The sequence below is a fragment of the Acetobacter fabarum genome, assembly GCF_022483405.1.
GTDB lineage: Bacteria > Pseudomonadota > Alphaproteobacteria > Acetobacterales > Acetobacteraceae > Acetobacter > Acetobacter fabarum.
Window position 1 is genome coordinate 95797 of the sequence record NZ_JAKVNI010000001.1, and the last position, 22699, is coordinate 118495.

Here is a 22699-nt window from a genome sequence, read left to right on the forward strand (position 1 = left end):
TGACCCAGCCAGATGCTATTTCAGGCACAGTCGGGCGGGCGGTCAAGAAGAGGATCTGTCCTTTCTGTTTTTTGACGCGGCGGTGCTGGCGCGGAACCTGTAGCTGTCATTTCCTGTCTCGAGGATATGACAGTGATGGGTCAGCCGATCGAGGAGCGCCGTTGTCATCTTCGGGTCACCAAAGACGTCTCCCCATTCACTGAAGCTCAGATTGGTTGTGATGATGACACTGGTGCGCTCGTAGAGGCGGCTGAGCAGATGGAACAGCAGGGCGCCCCCAGACGCACTGAAGGGGAGATAACCGAGTTCATCAAGGATCACGAGATCCAGGCGGAGCAGCCTGTCGGCAATCTGCCCGGCCCGGTTGGCGGTCTTTTCCTGTTCGAGCGCATTGACCAGATCGACCGTTGACCAGAAGCGCGCCTTCTTGCGGTGATGGGTGATCGCCTGGATGGCCAGCGCGGTCGCCAGGTGGGTTTTCCCGGTTCCCGGACCGCCGATCAGCACGACATTTTCAGCACGCTCGATGAAGTCCCCGCTATGGAGCTGGCGGATCATGGGCTCGTTGACCTGCGTATCGGCAAAGGAGAACCCGGACAGGTCCTTGTAGGCGGGGAACCGGGCGGTCTTTGTCTGGTAGGCGATGGAGCGCACTTCGCGTTCGGCCAGTTCCGCCTTCAGGAGTTGTGAGAGGATGGGGATGGCCGCCTCGAAGGCAGGTGCCCCCTGCTCGATGAGGTCGGCCGTGGCCTGGGACATGCCATACATCCGCAATCCACGGAGCATGACCACAAGTGAAGCAGCCGCAGGATCATGACGCATGGCGGCTGTCCCTTCGCAGGATGTCATACCGCCCTGTATCGGCGCACGGTTCGTGTTCGAGCACCAGGGCCTGTGGGGCATCGAGCCGGGGAACCACGGTTCTCTTGGCATCGATCAGGCGATGAAGCGTATTGAGAACATGGGTCTTGGTCGCCACGCCGTCTTCAAGTGCCAGTTCAACCGCGCAGAGGACAGCCTGCTCATCATGCTGCAGCACAAGGGCCAGGATTTCAGCCATTTCCCGGTCGCCTCCAGGCCGCCTGAGCAGTTGATCCTGCAGGGTCCGGAAGGCGGCTGGCAATTCGGTAAACGGCGCGCCATTGCGTAGGGCGCCCGGTTTGCGCTGGATGACCGCCAGATAATGCCGCCAGTCATACACCGTGCGGCCTGGCACACCATGCGAACGCGTGATGATCCGGTCATGCACGCACAGAACTTGCCCTTCGGCGATAATGCGCAGCTTGTCGGGATAAACCCGCAGGCTGACCGGACGATTGGCAAAGGAGGCCGGCACGCTGTAGCGGTTGCCATCGAACTGGATCAGGCAGGTTGGTGAGACGCGCTTGGTCTGTTCGACAAACCCGTCAAAGGGACGCCCCGGCACCATGAGGTGAGGACGCTCGCTAGCATGGACCTCGGCGATGCTCCGGGCCAGTTCGATATGCTGCAGCCGTTCCCAGCAGTCCAGGCAGCGGGCTTCCAGCCAGGCATTCAGCGCCCCCAGATCAGGAAAGGCAGGCAGATCCTGCCAGATCTGGCGCCGGGCATCCTGCACGGTCTTCTCGATCTGCCCTTTCTCCCATCCGGCTGCCGGATTGCAGAAGGTCGTCTCGAACAGGTAATGGCTGGCCAGGGCCATGAAGCGCAGATTGACCTGACGTGCCTTGCCAGAGCCAATCCGGTCCACGGCGGTCTTCATGTTATCAAAAATACCCCGCCGTGGCACGCCACCGAGCACGCGGAAGGCCTCGGTCAGCGCATCAAAAAGCATCTCGTGGGTCTGCAGGGGATAGGCCCTGAGTATGAAGGCCCGGCTGAAGGACAGTTTGGTGTGGGCAACCTGCAGCTTGACGCGACGGCCGGCAATGACCGCCCAGTCCTCGCCCCAGTCGAACTGGAACGCTTCCCCGGGCTGGAAGCACAGGGGCACAAAAACACCCCGACCCGTTGTCTGGCGTGCCTGGTGCTGTTCGTGTTTCCACTGCCGGATGAAAGCGGCCACCCGTCCGTAGGATCCATCATAACCCAGTGCCACAAGGTCTTCATGCAGTCGTCGCGCCGTGCGCCGATTCTTGCGGGGGCGAGCGGCTTCCAGGACCAGCCATCCCCTCAGCCTGTCAGCAAACGGGTCCAGTCGGCTGGGACGTTCGGGGACCTGGAACCGCGGTTCAATACTCTGTGCCCGGAGATATTTCCGGATCGTATTGCGTGACAGTCCCGTCCGGCGTTCGATCTCGCGGATCGGAAGATGATCCCGGCAGTGCCACCGGCGGATCACACTCAGAAGCTCCATGTCAATCACTCCAAAAACCCCCCAGCAGATGATGCCGGGGAGTGTGAAGGCATGGGTCAAATCTCGATGAAAATTTCCGCCCTACCCGGGTCAGTTCTCAGTGAAAATCAACACAGAGCGGGCTGGAGCGAAGAAATACTTGCGCGTTGCGGAATCCGGTCTTGCACGCCCGACCAGGAATCCGTATCTTACGGAAGATGAATAAAAAGGTAGGATGCTTCCATGTCCACGACCGTGACCTCATCCGACGTGCAGAAGAATTTCGGCGCCTATCATGACCGTGCGCTCACCGAACCGGTGAAGGTCACGAAGTATGGTCGGGAGACGGTTTATATCGTCTCGGCCCAGACCTTTCACGCACTGAAACAGGCCCAGCGCGAAGCCATCGCCGCGACTGATCTCAACGATCATGAGATTGCGCTGATCGAAGCTGCGGAGATCCCCGAGGAACACCGCTACACTGTCGGTCAGTAAGCGCGCATCGTGCCCATTCCCGAGCCGACGCCTGGCCTGGTCATCTCGTATTCCTATCTCTGGCATAACCAGCATCGCGCCGGAGCCGAGGAGGGCCGGAAAGCCCGGCCCTGTGCCATTGTGGTTGCGGCCGCCGATACTGACGGCGACTGCCAGGTTTATGTGGTGCCGATCACCCATTCCCAACCGGACGACCCACATGCGGTGGCACTCCCGGCAAACGTCAAACGACGCCTTGGGCTGGATGACGAGCCATCCTGGATCATAACCGCCGAACTCAACCGGTTCGTGTGGCCGGGCTATGATCTGCGGCCCGTTTCGCGCAACCAACCCGACTGTTTTGCCTGGGGCTTCCTGCCGGTGGACATATTCGCAGCGGTCAAGCGAGGGATCGTCGCTCACCAGAAGGATCGAAGCCTGTGGCAGACCCCACGGGAATAATCATCTAGGGATTACGATTTACGTGTCAGGACACTCGGCGGCAGTTTCGGGCGCATCATCCTGCGCCGATCCAGCACTGGCCCGTCGGTGACAAAGGTACCATCGCCAATGGCATGCAGGAGTGACCGCTCTTTGCGGTGCGGGTCGGCATGCGCCGCGACCCCTTCAAGAATGACGATGCCATACGGCTCGATGATATCAACGACACGGCATTCGATGTTCGCGAGACACTTATCGAGAAGCGGGGCTTTCACCTTGTCAGCCTTACGACGGGCAAGACCGAATTTCTCGAACTTGTCCGTATCCTTGCCGGAGCAGAGACCGATCTCCACGACAGTGTCGAGCATGTCTGCGGACGGGATGGCGATCACACATTCGCGCGTCTTCCCGATCGCCTTCCATGAGTAATTCCAGGGACCGGTGGTAATCGCGAAACGCGCGTCGAAATCCAGCACCATGGTCCAGGTGATCGTCATGACGTTGTCGCGCCCAACGTCATGCGTGGCCACGAGCGTGACCGGCCCGGATTCCAGAAAGGTAAAAGCCCGATCAAGGGGAAACGGCTGCATGGCAGTCTCCGTCCGGTTGTCGCCGGTCCTAAACTGATAGCAGGGCACCTGCGTGCTCTGCATTGCGCTGCGTCAACAGTATCATGAAGAACAGGAAGCGAGTGCGAAGAAAAATCAGAGCATCAGACTTTACAGCCCAAGCCCCCGCTTACGCGCGAACGACCAGTCGATTCCGCCATCGCCGCGCATGATTCCCGACACCTCCTGCCCGCGCTGCTTTTCCAGCGACGGCGACCATGGCACCAATTCAAATCCCAGCCCGTCGTCGATCATGGCGAACCGACCTGACGCCAGATTGAAACGCCGACGATAGGTTCCCGTGACGGGATCGCCCTCGCCGCTCCGCCGGAACGGCATCCGGGATTTCCCGGCGAGGCTCCGGCCCAGCGCGTCCAACTCCCGCTGGCGCAGCGTGGCGATCAGGTTCCGCGCATAACGGACGCCCCCGCCCTCGCGGCTGGCCAGCCCCTGCTCCACCAGATGATCCGTTCGTTTTTCCGTCGCCTCTTTGACATCTGCGCCAAACCCGGTGGACGAGAGGGCAAGAGGCTCCCGCGCGATCGCCTGCCGGTCGAGCCAGGTGGCGCCCTCCGCCGTCACCTGCCGTACCAACGTGACGTCCGAGCGCACGGCCAGTGCGACACGGTCACGTCCCTGTTTGTCGCTGAAACGCCGCAATTCCACGATGGAACCGACTGCCCCGTCACCAGCGGCTTCGAGGTTCGGCAGGTGGACATGGTGGGTGCGCCCATCAATCCCGTCAACCACCGCATAGGCCGTGCCGCGCAGTTCATCGTCGAGGCCACGATCGACCAGTCGGCCAATGACGGGATCGGTGGTATTCTCGGCGGCCATTACCCAGGATGACGCGGCACGATCGATCTTCTGCTCCGCCAGCCCCCGGTGGATCCGTTTGATGATGTCGTTGCGCTCGCTGATCTCCCGCAGCGTCGCTTCCGCACTCTCGTCCATCCGCCAGCGATCCGGTCCGACCTGGTGCGCCAGCCCCATGGTCTCCAGACGGCGCAACCGGCCCAGCTTCACGGTGGCGAAGGCGTCCGGCGTTTCGCCCGGCGCGCGCCCGAGATCGATGACGCCATCGGCTCCGGCGTCCTTCTGAAGCTGGCGGTCGAGCTGGGTCCAGCGGTCGGCATCCACCTGCCGCTCGACCGCCTGGTGGATATCGTGATCCGTGCGTGGTCCGAGTTCCAGCGTCACGAGATCCTGGGCACGGGCACGCATCCCCTCGCGGATATAATCGCGCGCGATCACGAGGTCGGAACCGTCCTCCGCCACGCCCCGGACGATGACGTGCAAATGGGGATGCGCGGTGTTCCAGTGATCGACGGCGACCCAGTCCAGTTTCGTACCGAGATCGGATTCCATCTGCCCCATCAGATCACGGGCGAAGGCCCGCAGGTCCGACAGCTCCGGCGCATCCTCTGGCGAGACGATGAAGCGGAAATGGTGGCGGTCCCCAGCGCATCGCTCCGCGAAGTCCGAGGCCCGTATGTCGTCGCTGTCCTTCCCGAACAGGTGGGCATCCTCACCGTCCCGCGTCACGCCCTCCCGGCGCAGGTAGCGGAGATGTGCCGCCAGCGGCGTCGCGCGCGGTGCGTGCCGCACAACACGGGCCTTGATCACGACGCCCCGCGAACGGCTGGTCAGCAGGCGATTGGCGGCATGAGCGGCGACCCTGCCGCGCCCGAAACTGGAGCGACGCCCGGCGCCGATTTTCCCCGCGCGGGAGACCCTGCCACCGGCCCGCTGCACCGACGCCAGCACCTGCGTCACGAAAGGCCGCGCCTGCCGGGCGTGGGTGGAGCGGATGCGCCCCGGTCGAACCCGGAATTCCTCATCCCTGTTCATAAAAAATGCCCTACACCGCGCGAAAGATCGCGTCGGATCAAAGAGATGACACCTCAACGCGAGGTGCGGAAAATCCACGCACCTCGCAACGAGACCTAAAAAACCCCGGAAAACAGCCAACCCAACCGAGCCGCGATGTGCGACCTTTTATCCAGCCCTCCCTTTTTTGTTGGCTTTCCGGGGTTCTCACGCCTCACTGGACCTGATCCGATCCCCTCAGCGGGACCATGCCGGACCTCTCCCAGGCATGGCCTGCGAAAAGGCTGTCGGGAGCAGCAACATGACTTGCCGTGGGTGCTCGAAACGCATCGGGATAGCCAGAAACGAAGAGCGCGGCCGTCACCCAGGAACGAGCCGGAAAGGGCAAAAAAGAAACGGGAAAATGGAGGTCAGACGATGGGTTTTTCATCAGCCGTTTGACGAATTCCACGTAGGAAATCGTCTCGGCAGGCAGTGGCCGACCGGTCGCCAGATGCTCGTCATAACGACCGGGACCGGCGTTGTAGGCGGCAAGAAAACCAGAATCACCATAGCGGTCGTGCAGCCATCGCAGATAGGCTGCCCCGGCGACGATATTATCATGCGGATCGAAGGGATCGCCCCCCAGATTGAGTGTGCGCCGGACGTCCTTCCATGTGCCGGGCATGATCTGCATCAGGCCCATCGCACCGGCACCGGAAACCGCGTGCGGATCGCCAGCGCTTTCAGCCCGAAGGACTGCCCGCACCCATGTCGCCGGGATCGCGTTTTGCTCCGCTGCCTGCCGCACGAGATCGTCAAAATCCTGCGCCCGGACAATGGTCGGCGAGAGCGGCAGCGCGAGCACGGCCAGCATGCCGGCGGACACGGAAAACCGGGCACTCATTCCCGGCCTCCTGGGCGTTTTGCAGGCCGGTTCCAGACCAGTTGCCACTCACGCCCACCCCGCCCGGCCTGGAACAGCGTGGCGCGGATCGGTTGCACGAAAGTGGGATCGTCCAGGAGCACGGACACATACTCCCCAGCACGTTCCCCGGTGCGTTTCCATCCCGCGCCCAGTTCAGGGCCAGTATCCCCATCGCCCAGGTGAATGCGATAATCCGGTGCATGCTCCGCCCCATTGTTTTCCGCTGGCACGAAGGTCAGTTCGGCGTCCAGCGACAGGGTGCGTACACGCCCGGCAAATCCATCGGCGGTGCGGGTGAAAAATCCGATCTGGCTCATGGGAAAAATCCTTTCGTAAATGAGAGGGATGATGGAAAATCCGTGTGCTTTACGATCATCATTCGATGGGCGGTTCGCCCGCTTTCACGGGCATCATGGGCGGTCCCAGAAGCAGCCGTTCCCGCATCGGCTCGGGCGGTTCCGGAAGGGGATCAAAATGCGGCGGTGGTGGCTCGGCTTCACCGGTCCGGACATGCACGGGCACGGCGCGGCCGATCACTGTTTCCATCGGCAGGACACCGAAATACCGCCCATCCAGACTGGTCGGCACAGCGGCGTTCATGACGAAAACCTGCCCCGGCCCGAGATGCTGACAGCCCTGCCAGACCGGCAGCTTCCGACCCCGATGATCGACGGTCCTCGCGTCGCCGGCCGTCTTACCGTCGATCGTGACGTGGATGCCGATGCGGCAGACACTCTGGCCCGCCAGTGCTGCCACAGGCTTGAGCAGCGGCACGCCGAACGGCAGGTAGCCGCGTGTCGCCAGGAGCGTCGCCTCGCGCTCGGGAAGACGGAGCGCGACAATGTCGCCGACGCGGATCGGCACGGTGGGCTGGATGCGATACAGCCCGACCGGAACGCTGGCCGTCTCGTTCCAGACCCAGCGGGGCACCGGATGAAAATCGATCATCGCCAGCGTGCCGATTGCGGCGATGGCCGTGAGGGAAAGCCAGGCGCGCCGGGTCATGACACATCTCCCGCCGGCGTACGCACGAGGACCATGTCGAGCGCGTATTCCACCCGCAGAATGGTATGACCTATGGCTTCAGGGATGTCCGGGACGACCGCGTCACCGAACGCCTCGACGACGAGGCTGGCGGCAGACGCCCGGCGTCCATCGCCAAGTGCAACGCGCGTGCGAGCCAGCCAGGCGGAAAGCCCATCATCCAGCCGTAGGTGAGCGGCAGGGCCGCCGTTCCAGTCAGCCCATGGCTCTGCAGCAGCATCGCCAGCGCCCGCGCGCCTGCCCAGCGATCCGGTGGCGCCCGGCCCGTCATCGCACCATCCATCACCGCGTCCATCGTCGGTGACTTCCGCCGGTCGTAGGCATCGCTCCACCCGTCCATCCGGCTGTCCCGTTTCGTGGGCGTCGGCAGTGTTTCCAGCGCCGCGTGCCGCAACAGGTTCGGCGTGTCGATCTGGGCCTTGGACCCGTTCGCCCGGCGGCCTGTCCGGATCTCCCGCGCACTCAGTCGGCGACCTCCGTTCGGCGCCAGCGGTGTGGGCAACATCCCGCAGGAAGACTGGTGTTCCTCGAAATACAGCGCCTCCCCGATCGTCGGCGTGCGGTCGAAATCGTCCTGCTCCGATGTCATCCGGCCCTTGCACCGGCGCAGCACGCTGCCCCGTGGCGCAGGGTTCGCGGTCGGGGTTCCCAGCATCCCCGCATGGCGGTTCTCCTGCCCCGTCATCTGCGCCAGCACGTCGCCCCGGCCACCCTTGCCAGCATCCGACGCCCGTGGCGTCGCCATCCGGTCCGTGCGGAACACATCGTACAGACCCGACGCCTTCATGGCTGCCCGAGCACCCGATCCCCCTTCCATCCGCATCCCGCCCTGCTGCGACTGCGAGACTGGTGTCGGCAAGCTGCCGGGGATCGTGACCAATGAGCCAGGACCGTTTGCGGACATGGCAGGCGCCGACATCTCCAGCACCCACCACGCACGCTTCAACGGCGTAGCCGAGCGCCTCCAGCGCATCGAGCAGCCGGTCCGCGCCGCGAGTTCGGAGGTTAGCGCTGTTCTCAAAAGCGAACCAGCGAGGGCGGCATTCTCCGACCAGACGAACGGCTTCGAGGTAGAGGCCCGACCGCGCGCCGTCGATGCCTTTGCCCCTGGTGTTGGCGCTGCTGATGTCCTGGCACGGCGGGCTCCCCGCGATAAGGTCGGGCAGGAAACCGAGGTCGGAAACAAGTCGCCCTGCGGTGAGGGCGCGGATGTCGTCGTAAAGGCGGACATGGGGGTTGTTCTCCGCGTAGAGCACGCGCCGCCATGGAACAATCTCGCAGGCGGCGACGGTGACAAAGCCGGCCCGGTGCAGGCCCAGCGTCCAGCCGCCGGCCGCCCCCGCGAACAGGTCCAGCACACGCAATGGCGCATAGGGCATGGCGATGCCCGCAGGAGGGGGGATGCACGTCATGACACGGCTCCCCTGCGCAACCACGCCTCGTGGCGTTCGCGCGTGTAGGGACGCGGCTCCTGCGCTGCCGTGAGACGGTGATGCAGATGCCGCCAGTGATCGGGACAGGCTGCGACAGGATCAATTCCCAGCGCCTCCACGCCGTCGATCGCCTCCAACACCCGGCGCACCTTTGGCCAGCCGCTCTGGCGCAGCAGGCTCTCGCCACCGGGCCGTATGAAGGGCACGGTCTGCCAGGCTTCCTGAGCCCCCACGGCCCGCACGATGTCGATGCAGGACACCACGGTGCCGAAATCGTTCGCGGCCCAGCGGATGAACGCGAACACGCTATCCGGCGTGAAGCTCATCAGCCTGCGCCTGCGGTCGAGAATGCGATCCTCGACGGGGTGGCCGAAGCGGATCCAGTGTTCGATGCGCTTCTCGATCCAGGTCAGTTCGACCGTGGTGAGGACAACGTCGTCCGGCCGGAAAGAGCGGGCAGTCATGGGACACCGACCATGCGATCCGCGACCGCTTCCCGAGCCTTTTCTCCATGCCGCGACCGGGCTGCCGGAAGGGAAACCGAAAAACCGGAATCCCTTACATAATAAGTTATTATATTAGTTATATAAGTTACGGGGCTGATTCCGCTTTTGAAAACAACGCACTGCGACGTTTTCTGCACCGTCAGCAACGGTATTTCCGCACCGTGAGCAATGGTATGATCCGCATCCTGACCAACGGTAGGATTCACACGGTTATCCACAGAACCGGTGGGTAATACCGTTGGGGAGATACGCAGGACTGGCTGTTTTCCGCCATAAATGACCTTGCAGTCATAACCTGGGACGACCCTGCGGCGGGCAATGCCGGCGACGTCGATCACGAAATTCCGCCAGGGAGAGAGGGTGCCGGACCGCGCATGGAGATCACGAAGATCGAAACGCCACCCGTCTTTCTGCCGACCGGCATGTCGACGCGCCAGACGGTAAAGCCACCGCTCGAGGCCGCCATAAAGGCGGAAATAGGCGGGATCGACGCTCAGGACATGGGAGCGATCACAGGCCATCTCCATGAGCCAGTCCGGCAGGGTCAGGGCTACCCCATCCTCTCGGGAAATCCGGACGTCACTGATCCAGGCGAACGGCTTCTCGCGCCACTCCGGCCCCTGCCGCAGGCTGGTGGTGACGCGCGTTTCCGCCAGACGCGCGAGGGCGCCATAAAGCCGGCGATACTGGTGGGTGCCGTCAGCCCATCCCAGATCCTGGAACAGGCGCCAGGGCGTGAAGCGCACATGGCGCGATACCCACAGATCGTGATTGAGGGCATCGACGATCTGCCCGGTCAGCCAGAGCAGGATATCAGCGTCCCGGATGGTCGCCATGCCCAGAGGAGCCGAGGCTTCGACAACGATCTCCATCTGACGCGAGCGGTAGCGAAGGGGTTCAAGGCGCGCCATGTGTCCCAGCGCGAAAAACGGACGTCCCATCAGATCACGGATGTCACGGGGTCGTGCCGACCCCGTGACAACAAAGCGCCGGTCGGGCTGGCGCCAGCTATCGGCGGCCGGCATCATCGTCCGGCACTTCGCTGCTGGGCTTTGCGGGCTCTCGCCTGCAAGCGGATGATATAGGCGCGGGGATCGGACGGCATGGGGATGCCGCCACCGTCTCCGGTAGAAAGCCTGACGTTCAGGTCGGCCCAGGCGCAGAGGTCTTCCACGGCGTAGACGATCCGGCCGCCAAGCTGGCGGTAGAGCGGACCGGTGCCGCAACTCCGGTGTTTTTCGAGGGTGCGGATGGACAGGCCGACGAAATTGGCCGCGTCCGGAGTGCGCAGATAGCGCGGTGGCAGTGTCGGCTGGACACGCATGGGGTGTTCCTCCCGTTGGATCGGGCCGCGTGCGGAATGTCGCGGCTCATGGGAAGACGCTGCCGGAGAATGGGCTGTGGGGAGGGATGACAAAGTTCAGGCAGCCAAGATGTCACCCCCCTGCTTCAGCCCCTGAAGGAGGGCGATGTGGCCACCGTTCAGATAGAATTCGGCACCGTCAAGATCGCGGTAGAAAGCCCGGTGCCATGAACTGGCACGCCACTCATTGCGGGACAGGTGCAGGATGCGCTCGCCGTAGATGTCGGCTGCAATCCGGCGTGTTGCCACGCCCATGCGCCGGCCTTCCGCGATGCAGAGCATGCGAACCTGACGGAGTTTCTGCTGCGGACTCAGGCGCAAGGTGGAGGGAAGAGGACCGGGCGTCTGGCCGGTAAGCAGGCGGCCGAAGCGCGCAACGCAGGCCAGACGGGTGCCGAGATGGCCGTCATCGATGACGAACCAGGTTCCTGGCGCGTCGGGCTGTCGATCGACAACAATGACGATGCGTAGCGGGCCAGAATCGCTGTCCAGCACGAGATGAATGTCATCGGGACCGTCATGTCGTGCCCGCACGTACGGCGTGAGACAGGACAGGATGTCACCCCCATCGCCACGCACGGCGACTTCCGGCGCGATGTCGGGATCCCAGAAAGCGGGGGCAAGCCAGGCGGGAAGATCAGGATCGACAGGGAAAACGCAACCCCCAGCGACGGGCAAAAGCGCGCCATGCCTCGGCGTCAACCTTGCCCGTCGTCATGGTTGCGGCATGATCGCGCCGGTAGGCCGGATTGTGTCGCAGCCATTCCTGGGCGAGACCGGCAGGGTCGAGCCCGGCGTAGGCGCGACGAAGGGGTGCGGCATCCCACGGCCGGATTGTCGGCACGTCTCCCTCCCCCGATATGTCATGGATTCGACCCAGTATCCGGTACGGAACCGGAACGGGTAGTCCCGAAGACTCAGGGAGGTGATTTCGACAATCTCTGGCCTGATCGGTATTATTTGGAAGAGAGAGGAAGATTTAGGCCACGCGGGCGGGAAATGTCGGTTTTTCCGGCATTACGTGATGCGCTCGGCGCATCGCTCTGGTGGGAGAGAAACCGTCCGTGTATTATAATACGTAGCGCAATAATACACAAATCGTTCCTATCCTGCGGATGGACATCCGAGGACTTTTCGGCGCGAACGTGAGGCGCCTGCGACGCGCCGCCGGTCTCAGCCAGGAAGCCCTGGCGGAGCGGATGGGCGTGGACCGCGCCTATATCAGCTGGATCGAGACCGGACGCCAGAACGCAACGCTGCTCTCGCTATGGCATGCGTCGCAGGCGTTGGGCGTACGGCCAGCGACGTTACTGGATGAAAGTCATGTTGTCGTTACAGAAGCGGCACCGGCCAGCGGGAAGCCATAATCCGCCGGTGAAGAAAGCCCCTCCGGCGAACCGGAGGGGCTGGGGGTGATCAATCCCCGTTACGCGGGCGCTGGCGGCTCCAGACCAGGTTGTAGGCGCCACCTTCCTCTTCGAAGAGGCTGGCGAAGATCGGTCCGGGAAGGGTCGGATCGTCCAGCTTCACGCTGAGATATTCGCGCCAGTCCGTGGTGTGCTTGATCCAGGCGGCCCCGGCTTCCAGTTTGCCTATCTGCACCCGGAAGTTGGGAACATTGTCGCTGGCCCGGTTGGCTTCGGGCACGAAGCGGATACCCCGGATTTTCTGTGTCAGGGTGACGATTTCGCCTTCGTAACCCTCGCCGACCTTTTTGAATGAACCGATGATCATTGTCCTGTCTCCTGGCTTGTATCGGGCCGCGACCACCACGGCCTCGATGGCCATCGACAGCCCGGAGACGACCGGCGGCGCACCTGCTTGCAGGCCGGAGCAACGCGAAGGACGGCAGGACCGGAACTTTGTTGATGCGCGAGGAATGACGGCGCAGCCGGCAGGGGAAGAAAGTTGCGGGCCGCCGTTGCGCCATAGCCGGGCGAGGCGAAGCCGGTCTTCGGGCAGATCGGCCATATCGAGAGGCCATGGTGTGCGGCATCGTCTGCGTTACGGGAGACAGGTCAGTCCGTCGTGTTCCATGGCAGGGGCGCGGGATGCCGGGGGGATATCCGTTTCCTGACAGAATACAGACCGAACAGTATCCGCCGCCGGGAGAACCCGCTGGCCGGTACCATGTTCCCTGCCCTTCCTGCTCGACAGGCAGGACGTTGATGCCGGGCCGCCAGTCATGCCAACAGAACGGCATGCGTTTTCTGCACTGAAGCTGACCGACATTTCACCCTGGCCGGGTCTGTGGCGGGCATCTCTCGTAGCAGGAAAGGCGCTGCCCTACCCTGAACCGCCAGCGGCCGCGCGACGGGGATTGACCACCCCACGCTGACCTTTTGGACCTGACCGAAATGGGTTCCTGCCACCGGGACTTACACGGGCTGAATGGCGCAGAGTCGTGTCCATGCCGCTCCGCCCACGCATAGCGCCCCGAACGTCGCGAAAAGATAGGCCGGAATAGTGCCCATCTCACCCATACCGCTGAACCCCAGCGTCATGCCGAACCCCGCCAGTGCGGCCGGCAGGGCGAGCAGGAGCGACACCAATGTCCGGAGCGCGGGATCGCGCGAGGACAGCAGGACCACCTGACCGGTCGCCAGCACCATGATCCCGGCGGCGATGCCTGCAAGGATGGCGTGACCGCCAGACATCATGGCATGGTCGTAGAGCATGGTGCAGACCATCGCCGCCACGAAGAGGGGCGCGGCATAGACCGCGCACAGAAACAGCAGCCAGCACAGGAAACCGATACTGGCGACACCGAGGACAATACCGAGACCGAGCAGCATGGATCGTGTCCTTTCCACCATAGGGGAACACCACACACATGCCGCGACGATTCAGGAATATCCATGAAATAGCATTGGATTTTCCTACACTAGTTTCACGATCAGGACAGCGCGCGGAGCGCGCCGAATATGACCGAGGCCCCCCCTGTTGGCGCCTTCCGCTCGCGCCGTGGACGCGGCACGTTGTGTCAGCAGCGTTGTGGCCCCGGTACCAGAAATGCCCTCTTTCCGGCCACACTCTTTGCGAGCCGGCCCTGCCGGCGAGCGCCGCACGCGCCGGGTAACGGCGCGTCCCTGCCGCCGGTCCCGAAGGACCGGCGTGATTTTCTGGCCGCCCGCTAAGGTAAAAGAAAGGGGCGGCTTACGCCGCCGCCCTCCCCGCCCCGTGCCAGGCCAGCCGTCGCGTCGCCGTCGCGGCATGGCCTGGGTCCAGTTCCATGCCCAGCCAGTCGCGGCCAAGATGCTGCGCCGCGACCAAAGACGAACCCGAACCGGCGAACGGGTCTAGAACCAGACCACCCACCGGGCAGAAGGCTTCCACCAGGGGAAGGAGTGAAGCCACCGGCTTTTGCGTCGGGTGCAGCTTGTTTCCCGAATACGGCATGTCGATTACGTCCGGGATGGGCTTTGCAGGCGGTGTGACGTTTCCTTTCGCCAGCAGATAGGCGCTTTCGTGTTCATACCGGAGAAATCGGGAAGAGGAAGAATAAGACTTGCGAAAGACGATATGCCCGACCATGCGAAATCCCGCCGCCTTCCAGGCTTCGGCGAATAAGTCTATCCGGTTCCATCCGTAGAAGCTGACGGCAAACCCGCCCCATTTCAGAACACGATGCATCTGGTTGAAAGCGGGCCGGAGCCAGCGCGCATTGTCGTCGTTGCGCACCTTCCGCCCGTCCCTGCCCTGATAGTTCACCAGGTAAGGCGGGTCTGTCAGGATGAAATCCACCGCATTGCGCGGGAGTGCGCGCATAAGCTGCACGCTGTCACCGTTCAGAATGGTATTGCGGAAATCGGTCGCCGTGTTGGTATTACCGGTCATGGTCTTTACCCTTTGTTCCGCGAGGAACAGCCCCCGCTGTTCCTCTGCCTCGCGGCGAGCAGCGGGGTAGCAACGGCAAGGGCGACCGGTGGGGAGGGGTATCTCCAGATCTGCACGGAGCGCAGCGCAGGAAGATCGGGGACACCCCATCGGGCGGCGTCAGCGCGCTGACGCGAACCCTTGCCGGCGCGAGGGCGGAGCCATTAGCTTTTTTCCTCTTTTTCATGGCAACGGCATTTGCTTGCGTCCCTGGGGGCACGGTCATAATCTGTATTCATGGCCCGCACTCCTTCTACAAAACCTGTCACCCGCAAATCCGCCGCATCCGCGAAAGTCGGCACGACCATCACGAAAGACAATCTGAAAGCCCTTGGTGCGGATCGGCTTGCGGACCTTCTGGTCGAGTTGTCGGAACAGGATGCCGTGCTCACCCGGAAGCTGCGCATGGCGCTGACAGCCGCCCATGCGAAAGACAAACTCGGCAAGGAGATCGAGAAAAGGCTGCGAACGATCCAGCGTTCCCGTGGATTCCTGCCCTGGGATCGGATCAAACCCCTCGCCACGGAACTCGATACGCTGCGACGCTCCATTCTCGATGATGTTGCAACGATGGATGTCGGGCAGGCGATTTCCGCCATGCGTCTTCTCGTGGAACTTGCTCCTTCCGTCTATGAGCGCTCTGATGACAGTTCCGGTTATCTGTCAGACGTGTTTCGCGAAGCGGCCTCTGACCTCGGCTCCCTCTGGGGGCGACAGGCTGGCAGGGATCCGGCTGTCACTGCCAGGGATCTGCTCACACTTCTCGATGCGGATGGATATGGCACGTGTGACCATCTGCTCGCGTCGTGCGGTGAGGCGCTGGGTACGGCAGGCGCGGCCATGCTCAGAAGCACGCTTCTTGCACGACTGCACGACCTTCCCGCTTCAAAGGCGAAGGGAGACTATCGTACCGACATCGGGCGGATGCAGACCCTCGGTCACCTGAAGGATCTGGCCGACGCGATGGGTGACGTCGATGCCTATATCGAAGCAGTCAACCTGAGTGAACGTCAGTCCGTGTCTATCGGCGATGTTGCACGTCGCCTGCTGGACAAGGGACGCGCTCATGAGGCGCTCAAATGGCTCGACCGGGAGACCGATGAGACATCCCGGTTCCGCTGGGAAAACGATGACCTTCGGATCGAAGCGTGCGAAGCCGTGGGCGACCGCGACCAGGCCCAGTCCCTGCGATGGAAAGTTTTTCAGGAACGCCTGAGCCTGCCACACTGGCGGGCGTACCAACGCCATCTCAACGATTACGATGCGATTGATGCTGAAGAACAGGCACTCGCTCACATCCGCAATTTCCCGGTCAGGGGCGTAGCCCTTTCCACTCTTCTTGAATGGCCAGCGCTCGATGCCGCTGCCAATCTCGTGCGGGAGCATACGACAGAGCTGGACGGGCGTGATTACGGGACACTCCGTCCGGCTGCCGATCGTCTGTCTGAATCATATCCCAACGAGGCGACGCTTCTTTACCGCCTGCTGGTCGAGGCCGTGCTGGATAAAGCACTGTCCCGTTACTATCCCTACGCCGCCAAGGATCTCGCCTCCTGTCGACTGCTTGCACCAATGCTGACAGTGACAAGCGGCATGGAAACCCACGAAGCCTTCATGATCCGGTTGAAAGTGCAGCATAAGCGCAAGCTGGGATTCTGGTCACTGATCGGTGAATAATTAAAGACGACAATGGTGGGGGAAGCAAACTGTCGGTTATTGATAGATAGGCACGGAAAAATTGCCATTCGGACTGTTAATCGTTCATGGCCTCGAAAGCCCATTCATTGTGACCATCCGGGATGCCGACAGCTTTACGGATCGGCTGGCCGCCCCTTAAAAGCCAAGCAACGCCTTGGCCGCTGACATGTTGGGCGCATATGTTATGTTTATATTACTGAAATCTGTAACGAGGTCGGGATGCAGGGTTTTGCCTTCGGCCCGATATTCCTTAGTATTGGACGAAAGAAAGACCACGTTCGTCGGCATTCTGGCAGTACGGAGGTCATCTACTGCGCTAAGATAAGTCTCCACCACCACGCAATCCTTAACTGAATCCTTCCCCTTGCGCGCTGGCGCAATGCCTTGGTTCACACGATACATTGCCTTGCTGTAGATAGCAGGCGAACTGGACACGCGATGGGCGGCGTTGGTCCAGCGCGTGATGATCTGACGGGCCGGAGCCACCACATTGTCCAAATGCGTCAGGTCTACCTTTACCGCGCTCAGAAAGGTGGCGTGGATCTGGTTTACTTGGTCGACGCGCTCTCTCAGCTTGCGGATCGCGTTCTCGGCCTCCAGTTGTATGTCAGTGTCATGGCTGCCGAATTCCATTTCCACCTGTTCGGCGACCAGGCAGACCAAGTCTAGGCTTTCCAGGCGTTTGACTAGATCGATCGCTGCCAGCCGGTCACGCGCCTGCGTGCTGTCACGTGTCGGATCGCGCATGATGTCGAGCAGCGAGCAGGTGTCGATGCAAAGCACCGGCACGCTAAGCGCGGCGATCGCGTTGGGATCGAACGCCTGCACCTCAGCGGGTCTCGACTTCCCGCGTCAGAAGCGCGAGGCCGCGTTCGAACTCCCCTGCGAGATCATGCGCTGTTTCCTGTGTCCAGCTTTCGACTTCGTGGAGCCAACGTGCCAGCCGATCGGTGCCGACATCGTCATGGGCACGGTGAACGGCAATGATGAAATCGAACCAGCGGCGTTCGTCCAGCGGATGACTCGCTCCGGTAGACTTGTTCGCCGAAGCCGAGAAGCGACGGAGGGCGGTCGCCGCTTCCTCGGACATCCAGTCTTCAAGGTTCTGTCTGGCAGAAGTAAGATTGACGACATATCCGAACCGACGCGCAATCGGTCTCGCGATCACATCAGCAAAGTTCGATAGCAGCGCATTATACTGCGCTATTGTTAGGTTGTCAGTCGCAGTGGGCGTGATGTTGGGCACATAAAAACCCTCTGCATCAGGCCATAGTACGAGACGTGCGGCAGGAAGATCTGCTTCTCCGTTATGCAGAAAAATTAAGATACCTACGTCGCCGTTCGCGTTGTCCTCGGCATTCTTTGAACCGGTTTCATCGAATATCCATGGAACGGCAGCGCTTTGTTTTAGCGCGCCCGCAAGTGATTTCCGTTCATTGAATGGCCCTGTCAGCGCCATATCCTGAAAGACCTCAATTCCGCTCATGTCACTCCTAGCCTATTTGGCTGTTCCATCGTCGCGCTGAGTTCATGTCTATAAGGCGGCCAAGAGTATTTTACCAGATGCTTGCAAAGTGCGTGACACCGCGCTGGGCGCTGCTCCCTAATTGAAACCTCTCAGCGAACGGCAGCTTATCTACGCCTATCCCGGAACACACCTGACCGATTGTGGCCCAATCTCATTGATTGGCTATGATTGAGTTGCGTCCACTATCAGAAATGTAGGGTGTCTTGTCCTGTGTCCGGGATGAGGGCGACTGCCGCCTGACTGCTCCTGTATCGCTGAGCAGGCAGGCGAATTGGGGGGGGGTGTTCGTCTCTCTCCTAAAAGCTTACTGATAACCGCCGTTGGTCACGTCTATGCTGGCCACCACGCAGAAATGATGCACCCGCGCATGTTAGTTGTCCGGGTTTCGATGAGGTTACAAGTCCAAATACGTAAGCTCGACAGTGTTTACATCGTGGAAACGCTAAATCCTAAAGACTTTTACGACCGGCGTCTCGACGGCCACGCGGCCAACGAGATGTTGCGCATCCTCGGCATGAAGACGGAATACCGCATAGCCTTCACCCTGCCCTTGGTTAAACGCGCTATCGCCGTAGCGGCGGCGGAAAACTTTGAGGTCCTCCATTTTTCGTCGCATGGAAACAGTTCAGGGGTTCAGCTGACAAGTGGAAAAGAGCTTAATTGGGCTAAATTTGTCGAGCTAATTAAGCCCGCTTCGGGGCCGAAAAAAGCGCTGGTCATGGCTACCTGCGGGGGAGGAGACAAGAAACTAACCAAGGCCCTGATCGCGGGCAATGTTGTATTCGGATGGGTGTTCGGATCAACAGCTGGCACCGTTGACTTCTCCGATTCCTGCTGAGCTTGGTCAATTCTCTATAATCGTCTCTTTGACCACGGGTTCGAACGAAAGGATCTAAAGGTCACCCTAGAGGCGATCAACGCCGCGATCGCCGGTGACTTTGTTTATCGTCACTGGGATGGTAAGAAGTACTTGTACTATCCCACCGGCAATTAAACCTCACGACTGGCGAGTGATTGTCATGACCGGATCGTGATCAGGTAGAAATGAGGCTGCGAACATCGAAAGAGGGCATTCATTCACCCAGCAAGAAACATGCTCTCGGGCTGGGAGCCTAATTAGCCCGGGAACTTGCTTACTTGAATCAGTACTTGCCGATTGGTAGGATCAATCAAGCGAACGGCAGCTAACCATGGCTGTATCAGGTTAAAGGTCAATCGAAATTATATGCAGCAGGCTTCATGATGACGGCAATTCAGACTCCGGAAAAAGCGTCCATCCACGAAGAGCGGAACGAGCTTGGCGAAAACACCGGGATCGAACTTGAGCGCGCTGATGCCACTGCATCCACCGGAGAGATTCGAGAGCCGTTCGATCCCGAAAAGATTGAGGTTCAGACCCGATCAATGACGATTGGGCTTATGATCTCGCGTATTAGGCATAAAGCGATCGATCTGGACCCCGAATTCCAGCGGCGGCGCGGAATTTGGACTGATGCGCGCCAAAGCCGTTTGATCGAGTCCATTCTTTTAAAAATTCCTCTGCCGACTTTCTATGCGGCGGAAGATGAGGATGAAACCTGGGCGATCGTAGATGGCATCCAGAGGCTTACTGCTATAGCTCGCTTCATAGATCCTGCGTCCACTGGTGATACCCCACTCATATTGACGGGTCTAGAATATCTGGGACTGCAATTTGACGGAAAAGAGTTTGGGCAGTTAACCAGCAAAATGATGCGTCGATTGGAAGAAACCGAGTTGGTCGTGCATGTGATCAAGCACAGTACGCCCGAAGTTGTAAAAGATAATATATTCGCCAGAATCAATACAGGCGGCGTTCCTTTGTCAGCGCAGGAGTTACGGCATGCATTGATCGGAGGATACGCCAGAACACTGCTCAGGGACTGGGCGAATTCCAAAAGCTTTCTCGAAGCAACGTCCTATGCAGTTAGTCCTGACCGCATGACGGACCGAGAGCTTGTTCTGAGGTTTATAGCATTTCGGCTGAGCAAAGCAGATGACTATAAGTCAGCCGATTTCGACCACTTTCTTGGTCAGGCAATGCGATCGATCAATGTTATGAACGAACTCGAGCTATTCGATCATAAAATCGCCTTTGATAAGGCCATGAAAGTTGCGTTTCAGATTTTTGAGGATGACGCATTTCGCAAGCGCTATCGAGTGGAAGATAGCCGCTCTCCGATCAACAAGGCTTTGTTTGAAGCTATAGCGGTCAATATTTCGGAGCTTTCGGATCAGGATCAGTGCAAGCTGGTTGATCGCCGAATACAGGTAAAAAAAGGTTTTCTCGAGTTGATGGCCAATCGAGAGTTTGATCGTGCGATTTCTCAAGGAACTGGAAGCATAGCGAAAATTCGCCTACGGTTTGAAAAGATCAAGGAGCTGTTTCAGGACCTGCTTCATGCTTGAGAGAATTTCCCTTAGTAATTTCAAGGGTTTCAAGTCGGCATCAATCGCCTTGGCGCCGCTCACTTTGCTGTCCGGCTTAAATAGCTCCGGAAAAAGTACCATATTGCAAGCACTTGGCGTCCTTAGGCAGTCTCACGAAGCTGGGTACCTTCAGGAAGGTCACTGGCTTTTAAACGGTTCCTTTGCTGAGTTGGGTATCGGCTCCGACGCGCTGCACGAGGATAGCGAAGGTGGACAATTGGGCCTTGGATTGGTTGAGAATGGCAAAATATCGACATGGACAGTCGCGTATGACCAACTAAGCGACGTGTTGGAACGAAGTGAAGTCGGCCAGGACTATGATGTGTCTGGGGTCCTTTTCTCCGATAAATTCCAGTTTCTTCGAGCTGATCGCGTGAATCCGCAAACGACCTATGCAAAGTCCCGGCATGCGGTAAGCCAACACAAGATCCTTGGGGTGAAGGGGGAATTCGCGGCCCATTTCCTTAACCTTTTTCAGGATGAGGTTGTTCCTGAACGGGTCCGATATCCGAAGAAGTCTGACGCGACGCATGGGCTGCTGAGCCAGGTCAATGCCTGGATGCAAGAATTTTCGCCGGGCGTGCGTGTTGGCGTTCATGATGTGGCAGGGACCGACTTTGTCAGGTTAAGCTTCGCCTATGGCTCCGGGGCAAATACATCTCACGACTATCGCCCGACCAATGTCGGCTTTGGCTTGGCTTATAGTTTGCCGATTATCATTGCTTGCCTTGCTACGCCGCCAGGCGGCCTTGTGCTTCTCGAAAATCCTGAAGCTCATCTTCACCCTCGTGGACAGATGGCGATGGGGCGGCTTATTGCGCGCGCAGCATCTGTTGGAATTCAGGTGCTTGTCGAGACGCACAGTGATCATTTGCTCAATGGGGTGCGTCTGGCCGTCAAGAATCACGAGATTTGCAGTGAGGCTGTGAAGATGCATTTCTTCAGTCGGGATGCAGAGACGCGGCAAAGCTGCTTTGTGAGCCCTGGCATGCAGCCTGACGGTAAGCTGACCTTCTGGCCGGAAGGCTTTTTCGATCAGTGGGATATTGCATTGATGGACCTGCTCAGCTGATGTCTCTGCTGGGTTTTCTGAACGAACTGTCGATGCCTACTGACGAAACGGCCACCGATGAGGTGCGGCGTCAGTTAAGTGATCTTGCGACAGTAGTCAGGTCGATCTGTAATTTGAGAAAGGATTTTTCCTTTCAGACAGAGACACCAATTTCAAAATGGAGATTTAATCACGAATTCGGCTTTAAGGAATTTCATCAGAATGGGCAAACTCGCGAGTTTGCTAGCTTTTTGTTGGCTTTAATTAATCGTTCCCCGATGAAGAATGGATTGACTGAAGCTCGCGAAACTGACGATGCTCTAGAATTCCAATTCAATGGGCAGGTTTCAAAGGCATTGGGACTTGCCAGTCTTTTCGACGGCATTACGCTGAGCTTCAATACCCTGCCTTGGCAGTCAACAATCTTCAATGTGCAACGCGTCGGACTTGAGGAAGCGGACGATGGAACCGTTGGTATCGTGGCGAAGGCCGTTCAAGTCCGCAATGTCAGCAAGGAAGCAGATGTCAATTTTCATCGTCCTTGGTTGGAGGAGGTGGGCAAGTATCCCTATGTCGATTTCGCAGACTTCGAGGCAAGTCGCTCTACACGGCTTTCGAATATAGAATTCCTTCAGAGTGCTCTTGACCAGTTCAGAGTAATTGGTGTTGGCCATCCGTGGTGGAGGGCGGTCAGCGAGCGCTTTGATGAACTACAGCAAGCTGTGGTTGCTTGGGATCCCACGACAAGCAGTGAGCCAGCATGGCTTAGCAAAGTGAGCGGGGAAGGGCAGCAGCGAAAAAAACTCTGCTTTTTTACTGATTTGGATAATGAGAAAAGATGTTTCGATATGCATGCCCGTTTCACACCGGGTGCCGGGCGCCTTCATTTTAGGATGGATGCTACGAACAAACGCTTGATCGTTGCCTATATCGGAGAAAAAATAGAAGATAATTCCAAGAATAGGAAGAAATTTTAGACATCAATATTTGAACGTCCTGATTTTTAGATAAGGCGATGATGAACCGTTGGTCTTCGTGTCAGACATAGCTGGTCGCGCGCAAGGTTGGCTGAAGAGCGACCGCTTCAGGCGGGTACGGTCGTTCCGCGGATGTCCGGTGAATGCATGCTAAATCCCAAACGAGGTCTATTGCGGTTTGCCTGACGATGTCGGCTTTCG

The 22699-nt window shown here is 59.7% G+C and carries 26 protein-coding genes and 1 pseudogene; 8 read left to right on the top strand and 19 right to left on the bottom strand.

The window, feature by feature from the left end; genetic code table 11:
- Nucleotides 1–42: 42 nt before the first annotated feature.
- Nucleotides 43–822, bottom strand: a complete 780-nt coding sequence (gene istB / locus LKE65_RS00495) for an IS21-like element helper ATPase IstB (RefSeq protein ID WP_025437151.1) — start codon at nucleotides 820–822, stop codon at nucleotides 43–45.
- On the bottom strand, nucleotides 812–2335 hold the full coding sequence (istA, locus tag LKE65_RS00500) for an IS21 family transposase (protein WP_165926476.1): 1524 nt from the start codon (nucleotides 2333–2335) through the stop codon (nucleotides 812–814). Before istA ends, istB begins: the two co-directional genes overlap by 11 nt.
- Nucleotides 2336–2557: 222 nt before the next feature.
- Between istA and LKE65_RS00505 the strand changes: the two genes are divergently transcribed.
- Nucleotides 2558–2809 (top strand): type II toxin-antitoxin system Phd/YefM family antitoxin, encoded by a 252-nt coding sequence (locus LKE65_RS00505; protein ID WP_012222748.1) that lies wholly within the window; start codon nucleotides 2558–2560, stop codon nucleotides 2807–2809.
- A 9-nt stretch (nucleotides 2810–2818) separates the two neighbouring features.
- The gene (locus LKE65_RS00510) at nucleotides 2819–3250 is read left to right on the top strand and encodes a hypothetical protein (protein WP_278739983.1); all 432 of its coding nucleotides are present in this window, start codon (nucleotides 2819–2821) and stop codon (nucleotides 3248–3250) included.
- Between the two features lie 11 nt (nucleotides 3251–3261).
- Here the strand turns inward: LKE65_RS00510 and LKE65_RS00515 are convergent, their stop codons facing one another.
- The 12 genes and pseudogenes from LKE65_RS00515 to LKE65_RS00570 all read right to left on the bottom strand — a co-directional run bounded on the left by LKE65_RS00515 (nucleotide 3262) and on the right by LKE65_RS00570 (nucleotide 11764).
- Complete coding sequence (locus LKE65_RS00515; protein ID WP_278739984.1) at nucleotides 3262–3819, bottom strand: flavin reductase family protein; 558 nt, start codon at nucleotides 3817–3819, stop codon at nucleotides 3262–3264.
- Nucleotides 3820–3948: 129 nt separating this feature from the next.
- The gene (locus LKE65_RS00520; RefSeq protein ID WP_278739986.1) at nucleotides 3949–5688 is read right to left on the bottom strand and encodes a relaxase/mobilization nuclease domain-containing protein; all 1740 of its coding nucleotides are present in this window, start codon (nucleotides 5686–5688) and stop codon (nucleotides 3949–3951) included.
- 193 nt (nucleotides 5689–5881) lie between these two features.
- A complete protein-coding gene (locus LKE65_RS00525) occupies nucleotides 5882–6553 on the bottom strand; it encodes a lytic transglycosylase domain-containing protein (RefSeq protein WP_278739987.1) in 672 nt (223 codons plus the stop codon).
- Nucleotides 6550–6891 (bottom strand): DUF736 domain-containing protein, encoded by a 342-nt coding sequence (locus tag LKE65_RS00530; protein ID WP_278739988.1) that lies wholly within the window; start codon nucleotides 6889–6891, stop codon nucleotides 6550–6552. The genes LKE65_RS00525 and LKE65_RS00530 overlap by 4 nt, the downstream gene beginning before the upstream one ends.
- A 58-nt stretch (nucleotides 6892–6949) precedes the next feature.
- Nucleotides 6950–7579: a S26 family signal peptidase gene (locus LKE65_RS00535; protein WP_278739989.1), complete on the bottom strand. Its 630-nt coding sequence runs from the start codon at nucleotides 7577–7579 to the stop codon at nucleotides 6950–6952.
- 70 nt (nucleotides 7580–7649) lie between these two features.
- Nucleotides 7650–8405 carry a hypothetical protein gene (locus tag LKE65_RS00540; protein WP_278741905.1) on the bottom strand — a complete coding sequence of 252 codons (756 nt, stop codon included), beginning with the start codon at nucleotides 8403–8405 and terminating at the stop codon, nucleotides 7650–7652.
- A gap of 91 nt (nucleotides 8406–8496) precedes the next feature.
- Nucleotides 8497–9030: pseudogene (locus LKE65_RS00545) on the bottom strand (DNA cytosine methyltransferase); the annotation flags it as partial.
- A complete protein-coding gene (locus tag LKE65_RS00550; protein WP_278739990.1) occupies nucleotides 9027–9515 on the bottom strand; it encodes a DUF2840 domain-containing protein in 489 nt (162 codons plus the stop codon). The pseudogene LKE65_RS00545 and the gene LKE65_RS00550, both read right to left, overlap by 4 nt.
- Nucleotides 9512–10585: a replication initiator protein A gene (locus LKE65_RS00555; RefSeq protein ID WP_278739991.1), complete on the bottom strand. Its 1074-nt coding sequence runs from the start codon at nucleotides 10583–10585 to the stop codon at nucleotides 9512–9514. Before LKE65_RS00555 ends, LKE65_RS00550 begins: the two co-directional genes overlap by 4 nt.
- Entirely contained in the window at nucleotides 10582–10881 is a 300-nt protein-coding gene (locus LKE65_RS00560) for a helix-turn-helix transcriptional regulator (RefSeq protein ID WP_077808161.1), read from the bottom strand. Before LKE65_RS00560 ends, LKE65_RS00555 begins: the two co-directional genes overlap by 4 nt.
- 96 nt (nucleotides 10882–10977) lie before the next feature.
- Nucleotides 10978–11598 (bottom strand): DUF2285 domain-containing protein, encoded by a 621-nt coding sequence (locus tag LKE65_RS00565; protein WP_278739993.1) that lies wholly within the window; start codon nucleotides 11596–11598, stop codon nucleotides 10978–10980.
- Nucleotides 11558–11764: a transcriptional regulator domain-containing protein gene (locus LKE65_RS00570; protein ID WP_084593697.1), complete on the bottom strand. Its 207-nt coding sequence runs from the start codon at nucleotides 11762–11764 to the stop codon at nucleotides 11558–11560. Before LKE65_RS00570 ends, LKE65_RS00565 begins: the two co-directional genes overlap by 41 nt.
- Nucleotides 11765–12035: 271 nt before the next feature.
- Here LKE65_RS00570 and LKE65_RS00575 point away from each other — a divergent pair, with 271 nt between their 5' ends.
- On the top strand, nucleotides 12036–12287 hold the full coding sequence (locus LKE65_RS00575; RefSeq protein WP_278739997.1) for a helix-turn-helix domain-containing protein: 252 nt from the start codon (nucleotides 12036–12038) through the stop codon (nucleotides 12285–12287).
- A 49-nt stretch (nucleotides 12288–12336) separates the two neighbouring features.
- Here the strand turns inward: LKE65_RS00575 and LKE65_RS00580 are convergent, their stop codons facing one another.
- The 3 genes from LKE65_RS00580 to LKE65_RS00590 form a co-directional block, all read right to left on the bottom strand.
- Nucleotides 12337–12654 (bottom strand): DUF736 domain-containing protein, encoded by a 318-nt coding sequence (locus LKE65_RS00580; protein WP_025861645.1) that lies wholly within the window; start codon nucleotides 12652–12654, stop codon nucleotides 12337–12339.
- Nucleotides 12655–13298: 644 nt separating this feature from the next.
- Complete coding sequence (locus LKE65_RS00585) at nucleotides 13299–13715, bottom strand: hypothetical protein (protein WP_278739998.1); 417 nt, start codon at nucleotides 13713–13715, stop codon at nucleotides 13299–13301.
- A 361-nt stretch (nucleotides 13716–14076) separates the two neighbouring features.
- Complete coding sequence (locus LKE65_RS00590) at nucleotides 14077–14757, bottom strand: DNA methyltransferase (RefSeq protein WP_278740000.1); 681 nt, start codon at nucleotides 14755–14757, stop codon at nucleotides 14077–14079.
- A gap of 276 nt (nucleotides 14758–15033) precedes the next feature.
- Between LKE65_RS00590 and LKE65_RS00595 the strand changes: the two genes are divergently transcribed.
- Nucleotides 15034–16473: a DUF6880 family protein gene (locus tag LKE65_RS00595; protein WP_278740001.1), complete on the top strand. Its 1440-nt coding sequence runs from the start codon at nucleotides 15034–15036 to the stop codon at nucleotides 16471–16473.
- Nucleotides 16474–16629: 156 nt separating this feature from the next.
- Here the strand turns inward: LKE65_RS00595 and LKE65_RS00600 are convergent, their stop codons facing one another.
- Both LKE65_RS00600 and LKE65_RS00605 read right to left on the bottom strand, forming a co-directional pair.
- On the bottom strand, nucleotides 16630–17322 hold the full coding sequence (locus LKE65_RS00600) for a PIN domain-containing protein (RefSeq protein ID WP_278740002.1): 693 nt from the start codon (nucleotides 17320–17322) through the stop codon (nucleotides 16630–16632).
- Nucleotide 17323: 1 nt separating this feature from the next.
- Nucleotides 17324–17980 carry a hypothetical protein gene (locus LKE65_RS00605; protein ID WP_278740003.1) on the bottom strand — a complete coding sequence of 219 codons (657 nt, stop codon included), beginning with the start codon at nucleotides 17978–17980 and terminating at the stop codon, nucleotides 17324–17326.
- A 409-nt stretch (nucleotides 17981–18389) separates the two neighbouring features.
- Between LKE65_RS00605 and LKE65_RS00610 the strand changes: the two genes are divergently transcribed.
- From LKE65_RS00610 to LKE65_RS00625, 4 genes are all read left to right on the top strand, one after another.
- Nucleotides 18390–18860 carry a hypothetical protein gene (locus LKE65_RS00610; protein ID WP_278740004.1) on the top strand — a complete coding sequence of 157 codons (471 nt, stop codon included), beginning with the start codon at nucleotides 18390–18392 and terminating at the stop codon, nucleotides 18858–18860.
- 401 nt (nucleotides 18861–19261) lie between these two features.
- Nucleotides 19262–20449 (top strand): DUF262 domain-containing protein, encoded by a 1188-nt coding sequence (locus LKE65_RS00615; protein ID WP_278740005.1) that lies wholly within the window; start codon nucleotides 19262–19264, stop codon nucleotides 20447–20449.
- Nucleotides 20442–21542, top strand: a complete 1101-nt coding sequence (locus LKE65_RS00620; RefSeq protein WP_278740006.1) for a DUF3696 domain-containing protein — start codon at nucleotides 20442–20444, stop codon at nucleotides 21540–21542. Before LKE65_RS00615 ends, LKE65_RS00620 begins: the two co-directional genes overlap by 8 nt.
- Nucleotides 21542–22498 carry a hypothetical protein gene (locus tag LKE65_RS00625; RefSeq protein ID WP_278740007.1) on the top strand — a complete coding sequence of 319 codons (957 nt, stop codon included), beginning with the start codon at nucleotides 21542–21544 and terminating at the stop codon, nucleotides 22496–22498. Before LKE65_RS00620 ends, LKE65_RS00625 begins: the two co-directional genes overlap by 1 nt.
- The last annotated feature ends 201 nt before the right edge of the window (nucleotides 22499–22699 follow it).